1 protein-coding gene is annotated in these 1105 nt (G+C 54.0%); it reads left to right on the forward strand.

Features of this window, described 5'->3' with window-relative positions; genetic code table 11:
• Positions 1 to 1023: hypothetical protein (locus X742_RS140435; RefSeq protein WP_210164360.1), on the forward strand; the 1023-nt coding region annotated here is incomplete at its 5' end.
• Between the last annotated feature and the right edge of the window lie 82 nt (positions 1024 to 1105).

Here is a 1105-nt window from a genome sequence, read left to right on the forward strand (position 1 = left end):
CCTCGTTGCTGGGCGCTGGGGTGCTGCATGCCGATAGCCAGGACCGAATTTTCCATCGAACCGGATTTGGTTTTTCCCGAGAGTGGTCAAGTCGGAACCTTGGTCGATACGGGCGATCTTGTGATCGAATTGCGGAACGGGTCAACCGACCATGAGTGTCATGTCATTGAGTTGATCGGGGCTGTCACCGGGCCGGTTACCGACCTGAAGGACGCAGCAAACGAGCAGAGGGGAATCTTGGCGCAATGGCTTGACGTCTTGGCTTTGGTGACGCGAGCGAGATTCACGATCATCAGGCCCATACGATCAGTTGAGTGGGAATCTCGCAAGGTCGAACGGAGACTATTCACTTTCGTCGAGCAGGATGCCCGCTATCCCCCCGAACCGGCACTCGCAGACGATCTGCTTCAGTCTGTTCGAACGATATCGCAAATGGACCTTGAGCCCTATGCATGGAAGGCGCTGAAGTACTTCCGCTACGGGCTTCTAGAGGGGTCATCGGAAGACCAGTTTGTGCGGTTTTGGCATGCGCTAGAGATCATGGCCGAAAACCTCAAAACCAACGAACAGGTGCCGATAACCTGTCGCCATTGTCATTCACCTTTGGTCTGCTCGTGCGGCACACCAGCCACTCGATTTCCGATGGCCAAACAGGCAATTGATGAATTGATAGCGCAAATTGCCGGCAAGAAAGCCGAAGAAGTATCCAAGCGCTTTTTTGAAGCTAGAAATACCCTAATGCACGGCGGCCGCCCCGAAAGCGTCGAAAAAAAGATCGGGAGGCCGATGGTGGCAGTAGTGAACGAACTGGCGTCTCTTACTTGGCATACGCTTATGAGGTCGCTGCCCAATTCCAAGGAGGAGGAGCTAGCGCTCGCTCAACGTACTGATGTGAGCAACGGAGTTCTGACCGTGCGAGGCCATATTCTTTTTCAGCACAATGAAGACAGCGATCATCCCGCTCTCGACAAGATACCCGACGTCAAGACATCGATACTCAACAGCTTCAAGGATTTTGGCTAGTTAGTCACTCGTCCCGCCATACCACACGCCTCTCCCATCGGATCTCAACCAGCCGCCGGAAGCGGATTGTGACCAATTCCTG

Origin of the sequence: Mesorhizobium sp. LNHC229A00 (assembly GCF_000502415.1) — a bacterium.
In the GTDB taxonomy this organism is placed as follows: Bacteria; Pseudomonadota; Alphaproteobacteria; order Rhizobiales; family Rhizobiaceae; genus Mesorhizobium.